Source organism: Pseudomonas sp. BT-42-2, assembly GCF_025847435.2.
Taxonomy (GTDB): Bacteria; Pseudomonadota; Gammaproteobacteria; order Pseudomonadales; family Pseudomonadaceae; genus Aquipseudomonas; species Aquipseudomonas urmiensis.
Window position 1 is genome coordinate 136,708 of sequence record NZ_JAOYTM010000006.1, and the last position, 15,246, is coordinate 151,953.

Consider the following 15,246-nt stretch of genomic DNA (forward strand, 5'->3'; position numbering starts at 1 on the left):
TGCTTCGCAGCCCCGGTATCAAACAGCCAAGGCCAAGCCTATTGCCTGCAACAACGCCTCTTCGCTGAATGGCTTGCGCAAACAGGCCACCGCCCCTTCGCGCATCGACTCATCCAGCCCGGCATCGCTCCAGTGTGCAGACATGCAGATCACTGGCACGCGCCAACCCATCGCCGCCAGTTCACGTAGAACCTGCAAGCCACCGAGCCCCGGCATTTTCAAGTCGAGCAAGACGCAGCCCGCCTCACGCGCCATCCCTGACCCGAGGAATGCCTCCCCCGAGCTGAACGACAGCGGGTCCAAGCCTGCTGAGCGCAACAGGTTGGCCAGGCTTTTGCGAACGGACTCGTCATCATCGACGATGCACACCCAAGCCTTGGCGGTTGAAACGGGTCCGTTCATGCGGCGCCCTGGCCCTCGACGTAGCCAGAGCTAGCGACCACGTTGTGCATCGAAACCAGATCGACCAGCGAGCGCGACTGCATCTTGTTCATGATGTTTTTCTTGTGCACCTTGGTCGTCACTTCACTGGTTCCGATGTGTTTGGCGATCTGTTTGTGCGACAGCCCACTGACCACCAGCGAAAACACCTGGCGCTCGCGAGTAGTGAGGCGCGCATACTTGTCTTTAACCTGTCGCGCGTGCTGCCACGCCCTGCCCGCTGCCACCGCGCGCAAACGTACGACATCGAGCAGCGCCAACAGCCGCTGCTCATCGAACGGTTTGGTCAGCACCTCGATCGCCCCCGCGCGCATTGCCTGCACCGCCATGGGAATAGTCCCGTAGCCGGTCATGAACACCACCGGCCACGGCAGGTCGAGCTTGCCGAGCATGTCCTGAAGCTCCAGCCCAGTAGCGGCTGGCAGATTGATGTCCAGCAACAGGCAGGCATAAGGTGAATCCCACTGCGCCTGCAGCAGTTCCTCTGCCGAGGCGTAAAGCCGGTGAGGGATACCCTCCACCCGCAACAACCTGCCCAGCGCGGAGCGCACCGATGGATCGTCGTCCACCACCAGCACCGGCACAGCGGCGCCATCGTCGCTCGGGGGCGGTAGGTCGGGATCGAGGTTGAATGAAGGGCTATGGGCAAATGACGCAAGGTCTGCGGCAGTATCGACTGCCAACCGGTAGCCTCGACGGGCGACGGTCTGGATCAGGCGCTTGTCACCGAGCATCTTGCGCAGCAGCGATACCTGCACCTGAAGATTGTTGTCCTCGACTACGGTGCCCGCCCAGACCTGGCTGAACAGCTCTTCCTTGCTAACCACGCGGCCCTTGGCCCTGACCAGCATCGCCAGGACATCGAACGCACGGCCACCCAGAGGCAATGGCTTGCCGTCGAGGAAAGCCTCTCGTCGCTCCAGCGACACCAGCGCATTGCCTAGTCGGATCATGATCGTCTCGAGTTTCACAGGCCAAGGCGGTTGCACAGCCCCATGCAATCTAGGTGAGCGTGCGCGTTCAGACAATTATCCCGAGGGATAGGTTGGCCTGAGGATACACCTCCAACGCACGCGGCAATCGAGCAAAGGCCGCGGCGCAGGATCCAGAACGGTCAGATTGGTTCCCATTCCTGCCAAGCCGCCTACAACGGGCATTCGCGCCGGGTCCGCTGCGTATACTCGCGTTGAACATGCAGGCTGCAGGGGATGCGCGATGCTGGGTGAACGCCTCGTTCAATGGCCTATCGATCACGATCCGTCGATCGATGAAGACTGGCTCAACCGTTGCGATACGGCCTTGCTGGCACAGGAGGGCGAGCTCAGCTACTTCCGCTTGTGGGACGCACGTTCTGCTCGAGCTTGGACGGCGATACGCGCGCCAGTGGAATCGCCCGCTGCCTGCCAGCGTCTGGAGCGCGACTACCGACTGCGGCTCGACCCTGAATGGGCTGTCACGCCATGTGCATTCGTGCGCTCGGCCGAAGGCCCCTTGTTGGTCTACCCAGCAGGTGAATCGCTGGCCGAGGTCATCGCCCAAGGACGGCCTACCCTGAGCGCGTTTCTGCAGATCGCGGTCAACGCCAGCAACGCACTGGCGCAGGCCCATCAGGCCGGGGTCTTGCATGGCGCGCTGCAGCCCCAGCATGTCGTATTGCTCGCTGATAATCGGGTCAAGCTCGGTGGGTTCCAGGCCGACAGCGGCCAGCGGATCAATGATCAGGGCAGAGCAATCGACACCTGGTCGTTCCTCGCACCCGAGCAGGTTTGCCCGCACGGCTCCAGCAGCGACCGGCGCAGCGACCTCTACGCCCTAGCCGCCATCCTCTACCAACTGCTGGTGGGTGAACTACCGCTGGCCGGTCGCGACAAGCAGCATTGGCGCCAGCTGCACGCAGGCGTTCTGCCCCGCCCCGCCGCCGAGCTCAGCCCAGACGTGCCCCAGGCGATCAGCCTGATCCTCGCCAAGGCCTTGGCCAAAGAGCCTGATGCGCGTTACCAGAGCGCCCAGGCGCTGGCCGTCGATCTTGCCCATTGCCAGCGTCAATGGCAGGCGAGCCAGACGATCGCGACCTTTACCCTGGGCTGCTCCGACCCCATGCCCTGCACTCACGAGCGCCTGTATGGCCGCAGCAGCGAGTTGCAGTCCATCGCCCGCATTCTCAAGACCTTGCGTCGTGACAGCACAGCCCAAGCGCTGTTCATCAGCGGGGCGACGGGCATGGGCAAATCGAGTCTGGTCAAGGCGGCCTTGCGCGATCATGACGCCGGCTATTGGGCGGCCGGCAAATGCAACAGCCTGGAGCAGGCCATCCCCTACGCCCCGTGGGTCGACATCCTCGGCGCGCTGACCACCCAGTTGCTGGCCAAGAACCCTGCAGACCTGGAGACCATCCGCAGCCAGATCCAGCAGCGCATCCAAGACCGCGGCCGCTTGCTCGGCACGCTGGCTCCAGAGCTGAAGCTGATCATCGGGCCCATGGCCGAATTTCCGCAACAACCCTCTCGGCTGGCACTGGAAAAGGAGTTGCGGGCGATCGTCGATTTCCTTCAACTGTTCACCGCGCCTGGCCGGCCATTGATTCTTTTTTTCGACGACTTGCAGTGGGCTGACGACGCCTCGTTGCACCTGCTCAGGGAGTTGCTGGCGCGCTCCCCGGCTAACCTGCTGCTGATTTTTGCCAGCCGCTGCAATGCTGCCGGCAACCCGGCTGGCAAAGCCTACGAACTGGCCAACTCTACCCATTTGACCCCGCTGCACAGCCATCACCTGGAGCTGCTGGCGCTGCCGGTCGATGCCGTCGCTCAGCTGATCAGCGAGCGCTATCACGTCAGCACTGACGACGCCCAGCAGGTCGCTGAACTGGTGCACGCGAAAACCGCCGGCAACCCGCTTTTCACTCGGCAAATCCTCAAAGCCATGGTCGAAGACAAATTGTTCACCTTCGACCCCCTGGCCATGCGCTGGTCGTGGTCTCTCGAAGCTGTGGCCCAACACCGTTATGCCGACAATGTCGCCGACCTGATGATCCATCGCCTGGGCCGCTTGCCAGCGGCGCAACGGGAGATCCTGCGAGTCGCCGGCGCCGCTGGCGGGCGCTTCGACCCACCGCTGCTGGCCAAGCTGGTGACGCTCGACCACGATCGCTTGGGTGAGCATCTCAACGCTTTGCTGGACGCAGGCTTTCTTGCGGCCAGCCAGCACGGCTTGAGTTTCTCGCACGACCGCGTGGAGGAAGCCGCCTACCTGCTGACTGCCGCTCCGGAGCGCGCTGCACAGCATGCCCAGATCGCCCGGGTGATGAAATACGTGTGGCGCAATGCGCTGGCCGATGCAGTGTTCGAGATCGCCAATCAGGTGCAACGTGCAGAAAAGTCTGTGTTCAGCACTGAGGAGTGCGAGGCCTACCTGATTCTCCTGATGGAGGCGGCACGACGCGCCCGTGACTCGGCCTCGTACGAGCAAGCCGCAGGATATCTGAACGCCGGCGAGGAACTGCTACAGACCTGCGGCTCGCCAGCGGTCGACTACCGACACGCCTTCAGCCTTGCCTGCATGGCGGCAGAAGGCGACATGCTGCTGTCGCGCATGAGCCAAGCCCAGCAGCGGATCGGTGAATGCCGCAAACGGGCGCGCTCGCCGCTCGACCAGGCCATCGCCTGCAAACTGCGCGCGCGATTCAAAACCCTGCATTCAGACTATGACGCGGCGATCAACGATGCGCTTGAAGGCCTGCGCCTGCTGGGCATCGAGCTAGGCCGTGGCAGCGATGCGCTCCAGGTCGAGGCTCAACTGCGCAGTATCCAGGCGCTGATCGAACAGCGCGGCCGGCATTGCCTTGAGGCGTTGCCCAAGGCCGAGAGCGAAACAGTCATCGTCGCCATTGGCCTACTGGCGACCTTGTCTTGCTCCTTCTTCATCGATGACGATATCCGTTACCTGCACCTGGCGAAAATCCTCGAACTGACCCTCGCGCACGGCGTTGCCCCCGGCAGTACCTATGGCCTTGCCTGGTTCGGGGTGATGGCGGCAGAGCGCTTTGGTGCGTATCACGATGGTCACGCCTACTGCCTGGCGGCGCTCAAACTGATCGAGCGGTACGGCTTTGAGGTCGACCTGACCAGCACCCTGCTAGCCCTCGACCAAGTCAGCGCCTGGACTGCGTCGATGGATTTCGCCCGGCGCACCGCGCAGCAAGCCATCGACTCAGGACGCTTGAGCGGCGACCTGGCGATGGCCTGCTACGCCTGCAACCATTTGGTCTCCGATTCGCTCGTGATGGGCCAGCCCTTGCATTCGGTTGCCGAGGAAATCCAATGCGGCCTGGCTACTGTGCGCCAGTATGGCTATCGCGATATCGAACAGATCCTGCTGGCCCAACAGGCCTTCGTGAGCGCCTTGAGCGAGGGTGGCGAAGCCTACCGCGACAACCTCGAAAGCTCGCTCTACGACGCCGTGGAAACCCACGCCACCTCACGCACGACGTTATTCTTCAAGCGGCTGTTCGAAGGCATGTCGGCGTTCTACCTGGGGGATATCAACCAGGCCGTGGTCGCCCTAGAACGCGCTGCCCCCCTGACCTGGGCAGTGCCTGCGCATATCAACCTGGCCGACTATCACCTGTTTTGCGGCTTGACCCTGGGCAGCCCGGAAGCGCCCGGCAGCCTTGAGCACAAGCGTGAACAGTTGAGCCGGCTGCGCGAGCTGTTCAGCCAGTGGGCACAGTTCAATCCAGTCACCTTCCGCAACAAACTGCTGTTGATCGAAGGGGTGATCGCCAGACTCGACGGCGATGGACTGGCAGCCATCCGCTGCTTTGACCAGGCGCAGATCGCCGCTACCGCCGCAGGCTTCATTCATGAACAAGCGCTGGCCCACGAGCAACTGGCCGAGGTGTGCATCCCCAGCGGTCTGATATCCGGCGCCAACCTGCACCTGCGTATTGCCCGCGACTGCTTCCATATCTGGGGTGCAGTCGGCAAGGTGCGGCAGTTGGAAACACTGCACCCGTTTTTGCGTACCCAGCCGATTCAGGAGACCTATCGCTCGACCTCCCAGGCCAGCCTGGACCTTGAAGCCGGCATCCAGGCTGCGCGGGCGCTGTCTGAAGAAGTGCTGCTTGAAGGGCTGATCGAAACGCTCATGGGCCACCTGACCCTGCACTCCGGTGCCGACCACGGCGCGTTGCTGATCGTCAGCGGTGCCGAGTTCCAGATGGCCGCCAGCGCAGCCATCAGCGACAGCGGGCTGCAAGTGAGCATGGAAGATTGCCAGAAGTTCATCACCCAAGCGCCGCTATCGATCATCAACGCGACCATGCGCACCAAGAAGCCGCTGCTGCTGCATGACGCCCTGTCCGACTGCCCCGAGGCCTTCCGCCACGACCTGCAAGCGCGCGGCGCGCGCTCGGTGCTATGCCTGCCGCTGGTGATCCAAGGGGTGTTGATCGGCCTGGTCTATCTGGAAAATCGCCTGGTGCCCAACCTGTTCGGTAGCCAGCGGCTAGCCATGCTGGAAATCCTCGCCTCGCAGGCCGCCGTATCGCTACAGACGGCCAAGTTCTACACCCGCCTGGCCGAAGACAATCAGGCCCGCGCGCAGATGGCCGCGGAACTGCGCCACTCGCGCGCCGAGCTTGCGCGCAGCTCGCACCTGCAGGTGATGAACGAGTTGTCCGCCTCAATCGCCCACGAAATCAGCCAGCCCCTGCTGGGCATCGCCTCCAATGCCGCAGCCAGCCTGCGCTGGCTCAAGCGCGAGCAGCCCAACCTTGAGGAAGCCATCGGCGGCCTGCAAGACATCCGCGCCGACAGCGAACGGGCGGCGAGCATCGTCAAGGCGTTGCGCGCCCTGGCCAAGCAGGCGCCGATGCAGGTCAAGGAGGTCAGGCTGGATGAGTTGCTCGAAGACGTTATCCGCATGACTTCATCCGATGCGCTCAGGGCTGCGGTGAAGGTCCAGGCGCAATTACAGCCTGGAGTAAGCGCCAAGGTCGATGCAGTGCAGATTCAGCAACTGGTGTTCAACCTGATCACCAATGCCCTGGAAGCGCTAAGCGATTTTCGCACTGACGGGGTGCTGCAGATTGTCTGCGCCCTTGGCGAGGCGGGCGTTGAAATCAGTGTGGATGACAACGGACCAGGCATCGCGCCAGAGGAACAAGAGCGGATTTTCGACGCGTTCTATACCACCAAAGCCAGTGGCTTGGGGATGGGCTTGGCGATCTGCAATTCAGTCGTGCAGGCGCATGGCGGCAGTCTGCGTGTGCAGGCCTCGACGTTGGGCGGCTGCCGGATTGTAGTGACGCTGCCCTGAAAGCCGGGGCCGCCGCAGCGGCCCCGCGGTATTACTTGGCCGTGAGTGCCGAGTAGCTGTTCATCAAGTTGCGATAGTTAGGAATCCGCTGCGACAGCAGATTGCCCAAGCCTTCGATGTCGTTGCGCCAGTCACGGTGCAGCTCACACGCCACCGAGAACCAGTTCATCATCTGCGCCCCGGCCTGGGTCATGCGCACCCACGCCGCCTGCTGCACGGTTTCGTTGAAGGTACCGGACGCATCCGTCACCACGAACACCTCAAAGCCTTCGGCCAGGGCCGACAAGGTCGGGAACGCCACGCACACGTCAGTGACCACGCCCGCGATGATCAACTGCTTGCGCCCAGTGGCCTTGATCGCCTTGACGAAATCTTCGTTATCCCACGCGTTGATCTGCCCTGGACGAGCAATGTATGGCGCGTCCGGGAACATTTCCTTGAGCTCGGGCACCAGCGGGCCGTTCGGGCCTTGCTCGAAGCTGGTGGTCAGAATGGTCGGCAGGCCGAAGAACTTGGCCAGATCGCCCAGGGCCAGAACGTTGTTCTTGAATTCGTTGGGCGAGAAATCCTGGACCAACGAAATCAGACCGGTCTGGTGATCGACCAGCAGTACCACGGCATCATCTTTGTTCAGGCGCTTGTAGTCGGGATTGCTCATGATGTAACTCCTTGGGTTGGGAACACCCTTCAGACCTATCCATAGGGATAGAAATGGCTTAAGGGTGGTAGCTCGGAACTTGCGATCTGGCCGACTGGCGCCAGGCCTTGGGCGGCTGCCCGACCAGGCGGCTGAAGACACGGGTGAAGTGCGACTGGTCGAAAAACCCGCACTCCAGGCTGACATGGGTGATTGGCGCTTCAGTGACCAGCAGTTGCTTGGCCTTCTCCAGCCGCGCCAGCAGGCGCCAGGCCTGTGGTGAGAGCCCGGTATTGATCTTGAACGCGCGAGAGAAGTGGCTGCGGGTCAGGTTGCACACAGCGGCGATCTCGATGATCGACAGGTCGCTGTGCAGCATCAGCTCCTTGGCTCGATGCAGACGCCCGGCCGTAAGTGCGCCTGGCTCGGTCTGGATGGGCATGGCGAGGCTCCTCTTTCAATGGGAGCAGTCTCGCCGCCGGCTCATGACAAAGTCCTGAGGCAAAGCTTAATAGTTCTTAATTGTGCCGCCCGCGCCTTGTTAAGATGCCGCACAGATTCAAGAGGTATATGGGTTATGCAGCAGCCTCATGCTTACAAAACCGTGGCAGTGGTCCTGTTCGATGATGTGCTGATGCTCGACGTGACGGGCCCATTGGACGCGTTCGCCCTGGCCAACCGCTTCTTGCCTGCAGAACGCCGTTACCGCCTGCTTACCCTGGCTGAGGGCGAAGGCAAGATCCGCAGCTCCTGTGGCTTGCAGGTGGTGGCTGACCTCAGCTTGCAGCAGCTGCCCGGTGACATTGACCTGTTGCTGGTACCAGGCGGACCGGGCGCCTATGACGTGGCGCTGCCTGGGCTGGAAAACTGGCTGCCCCGGGCCGTAGCCAGCGCCAAGCGCTTTGGCGCGATCTGCACCGGGGTGTTCTTGCTCGGCCGCGCCGGCCTGCTCGGCGGCTTTCGCTGCACGACCCATTGGAACTACGTGGAGCGCCTGGCCCAGCAGTTTCCCGAAGCGAAGGTCGAGACCGAGCAGATCTACGTGACTGACCGCAACCTGATCACCTCGGGCGGGATTACCGCCGGGATCGACCTGGCCTTGGCCGTGGTCGCCGAAGACCACGGCAAAGCGTTGGCCTTGGAAGTGGCCAAGGTGCTGCTGGTGGCCCGCCATCGCCAGGGCGGCCAGTTGCCCTACGGGCCATTGCTTGCCGCTGTGCCGCGCGATGGCTCACCTATCGCCAGGGTCCAGGCGTATATCGTCGATCACATCGACCAAGCGTATACCGTGCAAAAGATGGCCGAGCTGGTGGCGATGAGCAGCCGCAATTTTGCTCGCACCTTCCACCGCGAGGTGGGCCTGACACCTCTGCAGTACCTGCAGAATGCGCGGATCGACCACGCCCGCAAACTGCTTGAAGGTAGCGACCTTGCGTTGAAGGTAGTGGCGGCGCGCAGTGGTTTTGGTAGCGATCGGCACATGCGCAAGGTGTTCTGCGAACGGATCGGGATGACGCCGAATCAGTATCGCGCGCAGTTTGGCGAGGGCTGAGGGCAAAACTGACTGTCACCTTGAAGGAGACAATCAGTCTCATACGATCCAGATTGTCCAAGCCTCACCGGCACCCCACAATCCGCCCTCCACCTATCAACGCTGCCCCGTAGCAGCTCATGGAGTCCGAGCGATGCCACACGAAGGCAGCCTTCTACAAACCGCGGTGATCTTTCTGCTTGCCGCCGTCATTGCCGTGCCTCTGGCCAAGCGCCTGCAGCTGGGGGCCGTTATCGGCTATCTGCTCGCCGGGGTGGCCATCGGCCCACAGGCCTTGGGGCTGATCCGCGATACTGAAAGCGTCGCGCATATCTCCGAACTGGGCGTGGTCCTGCTGCTGTTCATCATCGGCCTGGAGCTTTCGCCTCGACGCCTGTGGCTGATGCGCAAGGCGGTCTTCGGCGTGGGCCTGGCGCAAGTGCTGCTGACCGGCGCCGTCATTGGCGCCATTGCCGTGTTCGGCTTCGGCCAATCGCTGCCGGCGGCGCTGGTGGTGGGGCTGGGCCTGGCGCTCTCCTCCACTGCGCTTGGCCTGCAAAGCCTGGCCGAGAGTAAGCAGCTCAACGCGCCGCATGGCCGCTTGGCGTTTGCCATCCTGCTGTTTCAGGACATCGCCGCCATTCCCCTGATCGCACTGGTGCCGTTGCTGGCTGCCAGTGGCCCGGACACCAGTCATGGCGACAGCCTGGAGCATGGCCTGAAGGTATTCGCCAGCATCGCAGTAGTCATCATCGGCGGTCGTTACCTGCTGCGCCCGGTGTTCCGCATCGTCGCCCGCACCGGCCTGCCAGAAGTCTCCACCGCCACTGCGCTGCTGGTAGTAATCGGTACCGCCTGGCTGATGGAAGAAGCCGGTATCTCCATGGCCCTGGGCGCTTTCCTGGCCGGCCTGCTGCTGGCGGACTCGGAGTATCGCCACGAGCTGGAGTCACAGATCGAACCGTTCAAAGGCTTGCTGCTGGGGTTGTTCTTCATCAGTGTGGGCATGGGCGCAAATCTCAGCCTGCTGCTCGAGGCCCCCCTTCTGCTGCTGGGCCTGACGCTGCTGCTGGTGGCGGTGAAACTGCCACTGCTGATGCTGGTCGGGCGCATCGGCGGCCTCAACAAAGCCAATGCGTTGCGCTTGGGCGTGGTGCTGGCGGCCGGTGGCGAGTTTGCCTTCGTGGTCTTCAAGCTGGGCAAGGACCAAGGTCTGTTCGACGCCTACACCTATGACCTGCTGCTGATGACCATCACCCTGTCGATGGCCGCTACCCCGCTGCTATTGATCATCTGCGCGCGCCTGCTCAAGCGCCCGCAAGCCACCCGCGAAGTGCCGGAGCAGTACAAACAGATCCAGACCGATGCGCCGCGCGTGGTGATCGTCGGCATGGGCCGCATGGGCCAGATCGTCTCGCGCATCCTGCGCGCGCAGAACATCCCCTTCATCGCCCTCGACACGTCGGTGGACGCCATCGAAATGACCCGCACCTTCGAACAAGTACCGGTGTTCTATGGCGACCCACTGCGCGCCGAGGTGCTGCATGCGGCGAAGGTCGGCGAGGCCGAGTATTTCGTGATCACCACGGATGATCCTGAGATCACCACCCGCACTGCCGAACGGGTCAAGCGCCTCTACCCGCACTTGAAAGTGTTGGCCCGGGCACGTAACCGCCAGCATGTGCACAAGTTGACTGACGTTGGCGCCGTACCGATTCGGGAAACCTTCTACTCCAGCCTGGAGATGACCCGGCGCGCCTTGGTTGGCCTGGGCTTGACCGAGGAGCAGGCGGCGGATCGTATCGAGCGCTTCACCGAGCATGACGAACAGGTGCTGGAGACCCAGGGCCGTGTGCGTGATGACCGCGCCAAGGTAATGCAGAACGCCAAGGAGGCGCGGGAGGAGCTGCAACGCTTGTTCGAGTCTGATGCCGATTGAGCGGCTCAGGCAAAAGCCAGACGGGTAATCTGCGGATGTTCTCTATGTGCGGCCTGCCAGAGATCGTACGCGGCTTGCTCAGCCAAATACTGGCGGGCATCACCGAGGCCTGCCAGCTCAAGACGATAAGCCAAGTCGGCAGAGAGGGCGGCGCGGCCATTGAGCACGGTGGACAACTGCCCTCTGGAATAACCTAGGTGTCGAGCCAATGCCGAGACATTCATGCCGATCGCAGGCAAGACATCTTCGCGCAGAGATTCGCCGGGATGAGGCGGATTGTGCATAGCCATAGTCTGTAACCTGAAGATTTATCAGTTCAGAAGTTTGTGCTTGATGAACTCGAATTACCCGGGCATGCCTTCCATGGGAATCGTGGGATTCTTCCCAAATGCGCGAGTTCTAGAACAACTGGAGCCGCTTTGCGCCCCAAGATTGTTGTATCAGCATCGTCCTACAACCGCTGAATACCTTTCTTACTGGTTACCACCAGACCAGCGAAATACCCTACGAAATCTGTCGCCCCCCATCTGATTGTCCGGGAAATCCAAGCCCACTAGGCTGACCGGGTCGCTGACGTTTCAGCGATCGGGTGTGGAAACCTGGAAGGTCAAGATTGGACTGCCTCAATGGCAGTTGTGCGCGGGAGGCCTCTGGCCTACCGGATTCCTTCTTGACCGGTTTTCCACCCCGCGTACAGCTGCCGCCCTCTGCGTGGAAACAGATTGGTTGCAGTCCACTCAAGAAGGTTCTGCAATGAAAAAAATCGTCCCCGACCCACCGCTCCCCAGCACCCAGCAACACGCCTTCGGCCACTGCGACGCCGGCCATCCGCCGATCTTCTGTGTCAATCCCAACATCACCGCCCACGACGCCTTGGTGCATGTCGCGCTGTACCTGCGCAGCGCCTACGCCAGTGGCTACCAGGCACTCGATCATGTGCACGAAAAAGGCAAAGGTCTGTTCTGGGCCAACCTGCACGCCGTCGAAATGGCTGATGCGCTGGTTGAAGCGATGCTGGAAGGGATCGAGTCGCAGCCTGTGCGCTGAATAGCTCGCCAGCTTTTTCACCGACACATGCAAAAAGGCCGGCACCCCCTTAGGGATGCCGGCCTTTTCAATTGCAGTGGCTGATTATTGACCCGCAGTCAGCGCGTTGTAGCTGGTCATCAGGTTGCGGTAGTCCGGGATGTGGTTGGAGCACAGCGCAGCCAGGCCTTCGATGTCGTTGCGCCAGTCGCGGTGCAGCTCGCAGGCCACCCCGAACCAGGTCATCAGCTGGGCGCCAGCACGGCTCATGCGGTCGTGGGCGGCGTCGCGGGTCATCTCGTTGAAGGTGCCGGAGGCATCGGTCACCACGAACACTTCGAACTCTTCTTCCAGGGCCGCCAGCGCTGGGAAGGCCACGCACACTTCAGTCACCACACCGGCGATGATCAGCTGCTTCTTGCCAGTGGCCTTGACTGCCTTGACGAAGTCTTCGTTGTCCCAGGCGTTGATCTGGCCTGGGCGGGCGATGTACGGCGCATCTGGGAACAGCGCTTTCAGCTCCGGCACCAGCGGGCCGTTGGGGCCTTGCTCGAAGCTGGTGGTGAGGATGGTCGGCAGGTTGAAGAACTTGGCCAAGTCAGCCAGGGCCAGCACGTTGTTCTTGAAGCGGTCCGGCTCGATGTCGCGTACCAGCGACAGCAGGCCAGCTTGGTGGTCGACCAGCAGTACGGCGGCGTCGTCTTTGTTCAGGCGGTTGTATTTGAAGTGGGCCATGGTCGTGCTCCTAAAGGGGGTTTTGATGTTCAGTGAGTTGGGTGTTTCGCGTTGATGGGGAAAGATTAAAACCAAGACCTTTGGCGCACTAGATAGCGAAATTTGCCTTTAGCGTTCTGTTTTACGAACGATGCAGCTATGCTGCGAACGCGGTCCCTGTAGGCGCGGGCTTGCCCCGCGACAGGGCCCGCAGCCCCACTGAATGAACTGGAGCCCCACACGTGGAAGACCTCAACTCGCTCTACTACTTCACCCAAGTGGTCGAGCACGGCGGTTTTGCCCCCGCAGGCCGGGCCCTGGACATGCCCAAGTCAAAGCTCAGTCGGCGCATTGCCGACCTGGAAGATCGCCTGGGCGTGCGTCTGCTGCACCGCACCAGCCGGCATTGCTCGCTGACCGAAATCGGCCAGGAGTACTACCGCCGCTGCCTGGCGATGCGCGTCGAAGCCGAGGGCGCCGCTGAGGTCATCGAACGCAACCGTTGCGAGCCGCGCGGCCTGGTGCGTATCAGCTGCCCGACCACCTTGCTCAACTCGTGGGTCGGGCCGATGCTGACCCGCTACATGCTCAAGTACCCGCTGGTGGAGCTGTTCATCGAAAGCACCAACCGCCGCGTCGACCTGCTGCACGAAGGCTTCGACGTGGCGCTGAGGGTGCGTTTCCCGCCGCTGGAAAACACCGACATGGTGATGAAGGTGCTGAGCAACAGCACCCAATGCCTGGTCGGCCAGCCGTCGTTCCTCGAACAACTGCCACAAGGCTTCGATCCGCTGCAATTGAGCGAATTGCCCAGCGTGCACTGGGGTAGCGCGCAGCGTGAATATCAGTGGGAATTGTTCCAGGGCGAGGACATGAGCCGCAGCATCGTCATCCCGCACACGCCGCGGATGGTCACCGACGACCTTTTTGCCCTGCGCCATTTCGTCGTGGCCGGCGTTGGCATCGCGCACCTGCCGCGGGTGGCGGTGCGCGATGATTTGGCCACAGGGCGCCTGGTCGAGCTGTTGCCGGGCTGGAATCCGCGCTGCGGTATCGTCCATGCGATCTTCCCGTCGCGTCGGGGCCTGTTGCCTTCGGTGCGTTCGCTGATCGATCACCTGGCTGAAGAGTTCTCTTCCAGCGATATGGCCTGAGCAGACGCTCGGGCAAGCCTGATTGGCTGTCCGTGCTGGCCTCTTCGCGGGCAAGCCCGCTCCCACAGGTACAGCGTCCCTGCTTGAGTTACGCGCCCCCTGTGGGAGCGGGCTTGCCCGCGAAGAGGCCAGCACCGACGACTCAGATCACCAGCACACCCTTACAAGACAGTTCAGCGTGCCTGCCCCACAGTGCCCGATCATCCACACCGGAGCACCCATGTCTTTCGCATCATCCAGGCCCGCCCGCGCCCTGCTCGTCATGGTCATCCTCGGCCCCGCCCTGAGCCAGGCGGACGAACCGGGCTGGTCGCTGCTCAGCCGCAATTACCTGCTGCACAACGACTACCGCAGCCCGTCGGCCAGCGGCCAGAGCTATCGCCAGGAATGGGCCCAGGGGTTCATTGGCGAAGTGCGCTCAGGCTTTACTCCAGGCCCGCTTGGCCTGGGCGTCGATGCCCACGGGTTTGTCGGCCTCAAGCTCGATGGCGGACGCGGCCATGCCGGCACCGGCCTGCTGCCGCGTGACAGCGATGGTCGGGCTGAGTCCGCCTACTCCAGCGCCGGTGCCGCCCTCAAGCTACGCCTTGGCAAGACGCTGCTGCGCTACGGCGAGATGACCGTCGAAACACCGGTGTTCGATACCGGCGACAAACGTCTGCATCCCGAGTACGCCAGCGGATGGCTGCTGGAAAACAGCGACCTGCTCGACTGGCATCTGCAAGCCGGGCGCTTCACCGCATTCAACAATCAGGACAACAGCTCCAGCCAGGATGATTTCAGCGGCTACGGCGCAACCACCCATGGGCACGCCATCAGCCTGGCGGGGGCCCGCTACGCGCCCGGCGGGCCGTTCGGCGGCGCTCTGTATGCAGCACAATTGCAGGACACTTGGCGTCAGGCCTACCTCAACCTGAACCTGGCCGAGGGCAACTGGCGCCTGGATGGCAACCTCTACCACAGCCGCGACACTGGCCACGCCAGCGCCGGGCCGATCGATACGCTCGCCTACAGCCTGGCGGCCAAATACCGCTTCGGGCCCCAAGCGCTGACCTTGGCCTATCAACGGATCGAAGGCGAGACGCCGTTCGACTTCGTCGGTGGCGACTCGATCTACCTGGCCAACTCGATCAAGTACGCCGACTTCAACGGCCCCAACGAACGCTCCTGGCAACTGCGCTACGACCTCGACCTGGCCACCCTCGGCATCCCTGGCCTGAGCCTGATGGGTCGCTACGTCAGCGGTCGCGGCATCGATGGTACGCATGCCCCGGCTGGCGGTGCCTACCTTGGCCAGCAAGGCAAAGGCGGCCGTCACTGGGAGCGTGACCTGGACCTCAAGTACGTGGTGCAGAGTGGCACCGCCAAAGACCTCAGCCTGTCGCTGTCACATGTCAGCCATCGGGCCAACAGCGCCCAAGCTGGGGATGACATCGACCGTCTGTACCTGATCATCGAATACCCGCTCAAGGGGGGTTTCTGAGTCGCC

12 protein-coding genes are annotated in these 15,246 nt (G+C 62.5%); 6 read left to right on the forward strand and 6 right to left on the reverse strand.

Translation table 11 applies throughout. The annotated features are described in order from the left end of the window. Window positions 1–18 precede the first annotated feature (18 nt). A complete protein-coding gene (locus OIU19_RS05265) occupies window positions 19–402 on the reverse strand; it encodes a response regulator transcription factor (RefSeq protein ID WP_264233919.1) in 384 nt (127 codons plus the stop codon). Beyond that, entirely contained in the window at window positions 399–1,394 is a 996-nt protein-coding gene (locus tag OIU19_RS05270) for a response regulator (RefSeq protein WP_264233921.1), read from the reverse strand. The genes OIU19_RS05265 and OIU19_RS05270 overlap by 4 nt, the downstream gene beginning before the upstream one ends. Window positions 1,395–1,656: 262 nt before the next feature. On the opposite strand from OIU19_RS05270, the gene OIU19_RS05275 reads away from it, so the two are divergent. After that, window positions 1,657–6,756: an AAA family ATPase gene (locus tag OIU19_RS05275; RefSeq protein ID WP_264233923.1), complete on the forward strand. Its 5,100-nt coding sequence runs from the start codon at window positions 1,657–1,659 to the stop codon at window positions 6,754–6,756. Between the two features lie 31 nt (window positions 6,757–6,787). Here OIU19_RS05275 and ycaC (OIU19_RS05280) read toward each other — a convergent pair whose 3' ends face one another. Continuing rightward, window positions 6,788–7,414 carry an isochorismate family cysteine hydrolase YcaC gene (gene ycaC, locus OIU19_RS05280; protein ID WP_186552979.1) on the reverse strand — a complete coding sequence of 209 codons (627 nt, stop codon included), beginning with the start codon at window positions 7,412–7,414 and terminating at the stop codon, window positions 6,788–6,790. Between the two features lie 58 nt (window positions 7,415–7,472). Then, window positions 7,473–7,835: a helix-turn-helix domain-containing protein gene (locus tag OIU19_RS05285; protein WP_264233926.1), complete on the reverse strand. Its 363-nt coding sequence runs from the start codon at window positions 7,833–7,835 to the stop codon at window positions 7,473–7,475. Between the two features lie 135 nt (window positions 7,836–7,970). Here OIU19_RS05285 and OIU19_RS05290 point away from each other — a divergent pair, with 135 nt between their 5' ends. Next, window positions 7,971–8,945: a GlxA family transcriptional regulator gene (locus tag OIU19_RS05290; RefSeq protein ID WP_264233928.1), complete on the forward strand. Its 975-nt coding sequence runs from the start codon at window positions 7,971–7,973 to the stop codon at window positions 8,943–8,945. Window positions 8,946–9,078: 133 nt separating this feature from the next. Further along, complete coding sequence (locus OIU19_RS05295; RefSeq protein ID WP_264233930.1) at window positions 9,079–10,863, forward strand: monovalent cation:proton antiporter-2 (CPA2) family protein; 1,785 nt, start codon at window positions 9,079–9,081, stop codon at window positions 10,861–10,863. A 5-nt stretch (window positions 10,864–10,868) separates the two neighbouring features. Here the strand turns inward: OIU19_RS05295 and OIU19_RS05300 are convergent, their stop codons facing one another. Then, window positions 10,869–11,153 (reverse strand): HigA family addiction module antitoxin, encoded by a 285-nt coding sequence (locus OIU19_RS05300; RefSeq protein ID WP_264233931.1) that lies wholly within the window; start codon window positions 11,151–11,153, stop codon window positions 10,869–10,871. Window positions 11,154–11,616: 463 nt separating this feature from the next. Between OIU19_RS05300 and OIU19_RS05305 the strand changes: the two genes are divergently transcribed. Beyond that, on the forward strand, window positions 11,617–11,910 hold the full coding sequence (locus tag OIU19_RS05305) for a hypothetical protein (RefSeq protein ID WP_186552983.1): 294 nt from the start codon (window positions 11,617–11,619) through the stop codon (window positions 11,908–11,910). A gap of 84 nt (window positions 11,911–11,994) precedes the next feature. Here the strand turns inward: OIU19_RS05305 and ycaC (OIU19_RS05310) are convergent, their stop codons facing one another. After that, window positions 11,995–12,624, reverse strand: coding sequence for an isochorismate family cysteine hydrolase YcaC (gene ycaC / locus OIU19_RS05310; RefSeq protein ID WP_264233933.1), 630 nt, complete (start codon window positions 12,622–12,624; stop codon window positions 11,995–11,997). A 221-nt stretch (window positions 12,625–12,845) separates the two neighbouring features. Here ycaC (OIU19_RS05310) and OIU19_RS05315 point away from each other — a divergent pair, with 221 nt between their 5' ends. Continuing rightward, the gene (locus tag OIU19_RS05315; protein ID WP_186552985.1) at window positions 12,846–13,757 is read left to right on the forward strand and encodes a LysR substrate-binding domain-containing protein; all 912 of its coding nucleotides are present in this window, start codon (window positions 12,846–12,848) and stop codon (window positions 13,755–13,757) included. A 220-nt stretch (window positions 13,758–13,977) separates the two neighbouring features. Continuing rightward, window positions 13,978–15,240: an OprD family porin gene (locus OIU19_RS05320; protein ID WP_264233935.1), complete on the forward strand. Its 1,263-nt coding sequence runs from the start codon at window positions 13,978–13,980 to the stop codon at window positions 15,238–15,240. Window positions 15,241–15,246 lie beyond the last annotated feature (6 nt).

What these genes read in the sequence shown, in the direction of transcription:
- OIU19_RS05265 (WP_264233919.1), bottom strand. Translation starts at nt 402, where the DNA reads ATGAACGGACCCGTTTCAACCGCCAAGGCTTGGGTGTGCATCGTCGAT.
- OIU19_RS05270 (WP_264233921.1), bottom strand. Translation starts at nt 1,394, where the DNA reads ATGATCCGACTAGGCAATGCGCTGGTGTCGCTGGAGCGACGAGAGGCT.
- OIU19_RS05275 (WP_264233923.1), top strand. Translation starts at nt 1,657, where the DNA reads ATGCTGGGTGAACGCCTCGTTCAATGGCCTATCGATCACGATCCGTCG.
- ycaC (WP_186552979.1), bottom strand. Translation starts at nt 7,414, where the DNA reads ATGAGCAATCCCGACTACAAGCGCCTGAACAAAGATGATGCCGTGGTA.
- OIU19_RS05285 (WP_264233926.1), bottom strand. Translation starts at nt 7,835, where the DNA reads ATGCCCATCCAGACCGAGCCAGGCGCACTTACGGCCGGGCGTCTGCAT.
- OIU19_RS05290 (WP_264233928.1), top strand. Translation starts at nt 7,971, where the DNA reads ATGCAGCAGCCTCATGCTTACAAAACCGTGGCAGTGGTCCTGTTCGAT.
- OIU19_RS05295 (WP_264233930.1), top strand. Translation starts at nt 9,079, where the DNA reads ATGCCACACGAAGGCAGCCTTCTACAAACCGCGGTGATCTTTCTGCTT.
- OIU19_RS05300 (WP_264233931.1), bottom strand. Translation starts at nt 11,153, where the DNA reads ATGGCTATGCACAATCCGCCTCATCCCGGCGAATCTCTGCGCGAAGAT.
- OIU19_RS05305 (WP_186552983.1), top strand. Translation starts at nt 11,617, where the DNA reads ATGAAAAAAATCGTCCCCGACCCACCGCTCCCCAGCACCCAGCAACAC.
- ycaC (WP_264233933.1), bottom strand. Translation starts at nt 12,624, where the DNA reads ATGGCCCACTTCAAATACAACCGCCTGAACAAAGACGACGCCGCCGTA.
- OIU19_RS05320 (WP_264233935.1), top strand. Translation starts at nt 13,978, where the DNA reads ATGTCTTTCGCATCATCCAGGCCCGCCCGCGCCCTGCTCGTCATGGTC.